At 70.4% G+C, this 1,385-nt stretch carries 2 protein-coding genes and 1 pseudogene; all 3 read right to left on the bottom strand.

What is annotated here, in order from left to right; all coding sequences use genetic code 11:
* Positions 1 to 433, bottom strand: a 433-nt coding sequence (locus tag ACRDSQ_RS12940) for a 3-hydroxyacyl-ACP dehydratase FabZ family protein (protein ID WP_431421221.1), incomplete at its 3' end; no start/stop codon positions are given.
* Complete coding sequence (locus ACRDSQ_RS12935) at positions 430 to 807, bottom strand: hypothetical protein (RefSeq protein ID WP_431421220.1); 378 nt, start codon at positions 805 to 807, stop codon at positions 430 to 432. The genes ACRDSQ_RS12935 and ACRDSQ_RS12940, both read right to left, overlap by 4 nt.
* Positions 804 to 1,385, bottom strand: a pseudogene (locus ACRDSQ_RS12930) (hypothetical protein); the annotation flags it as partial. The pseudogene ACRDSQ_RS12930 and the gene ACRDSQ_RS12935, both read right to left, overlap by 4 nt.

Genomic DNA, 1,385 nt, shown 5'->3' with positions numbered 1-1,385 from the left:
GCCGGAGCAAGGTGATGGCGCGCTCGACGGTGAGCACGGCGCGACCGTCACCGGTTGTCGAGGCACCGGAGAACGTGGCGGTGTCGCCGTCGAGATCGAGCAGGTCCACGGAGTTGACGAGCAGTTCGCCCGCGCACACGGAGCCTTCGAAACGCACGTTGCGCGCCGACCCGAAGACCAGCAGCCGGTCGGCGCCACCCACCGCCTCATGGGCGATCAGCAGCCCGCACGTCTGCAGGAAGGACTCCAGCACCAAGGTCGACGGGAAGCGACCCGGCCGTTCCGACCCGCCGTGCGCGTCGAGTTCGTGGTAGGACACCGCTTTGACGGCGGTCATCGCGCCGGGCCGGTGGTGCAGGATCCGGTCGACCTGAAGCGCCGAGTGCCCGTAGGGCAACAGGTCGGCCGGATCCGGGTATGCGGCCGCGGTCACGCCGCACACCGCCAGCTCGCGGCGATCCGCGCGCACCGACGGCCGCCGACGGTGCAGGTCGTCGTGGTCGACAGTCGCAGCCGCGTGCCGGACACCTGCGTGTCGAACACCACCTCGTCGCCTGCCAGCACCGGCAGGCTGAACCGAGCCGAGTCGATCGCGACCAGCTCCACTCCCCCCAACACACCGTCCAGTTGGAGTTCGAGCATCTGCTGCACGCCCTCGATCAGGAACACCCCTGGATAGACCGTCAGCGACGGGAAGTGACCGGACAGATAAGGGTCATCGCCGACCACCTTCTTGCGTCCGACGAACCCGCCCTCGACCGCCTCCACCGTGTCCACCGCGGACAGCGGCAGCCGCCTGCCGCTCATCGGCTGCCGCCGTCACGGCGCATCAGCGCCGGCACAGCCGCCGCGGACACCGCCGCCAGCACGACCGAGATCCACATGACCTGTTGGAAGGCTGAGGCATGGGCTTGCGCGAGCGCGGGCACCACCTGCGGGAACTCGGCGAAGAGCTGCTTGACGTCACCCGCGGCCAGCTTGTCCGCCGCGGCGGACGCGTCCAGGCCCGCGGGCAGCAGCGTGTCGGTGAGCTGGGTGTGCGCGAACGACGCGACGAGTGCGACGACGACCACCGAGGCCAGCGACTCGGCGGCGAGCCGGATGGTGTTGAACATGCCCGCCGCCATCCCCGCCGAGGTGTTCCCCACCGAGGTGACCGCGGCGCCGTCCATCACGCCGTTGAGCGCGCCCACACCGGCGCCGGTCACGATCAACGGGATCGCCAGCATCCACAGCGCGCTGTCCGCGCCGACGAAGGTCAACCCGAACGCGCCCACGCCGATCAGGACGAGGCCGCCCGCCAGGATGAGTCGCAATTGGACACCCGCGGCCAGCAGCCTGCCGGACACCATCGGCACCAGGAAGATCGGCGCGGTCAGGAGCAG

Source organism: Actinokineospora sp., from assembly GCF_050699995.1.
In the GTDB taxonomy this organism is placed as follows: domain Bacteria; phylum Actinomycetota; class Actinomycetes; order Mycobacteriales; family Pseudonocardiaceae; genus Actinokineospora.
Note: the sequence above shows the minus strand (reverse complement) of the source record. Positions and strands in the feature narration are given on the sequence as shown.

Coding starts and splice junctions, on each gene's coding strand:
- ACRDSQ_RS12935 (WP_431421220.1), bottom strand. CDS start 807: ATGAGCGGCAGGCGGCTGCCGCTGTCCGCGGTGGACACGGTGGAGGCG.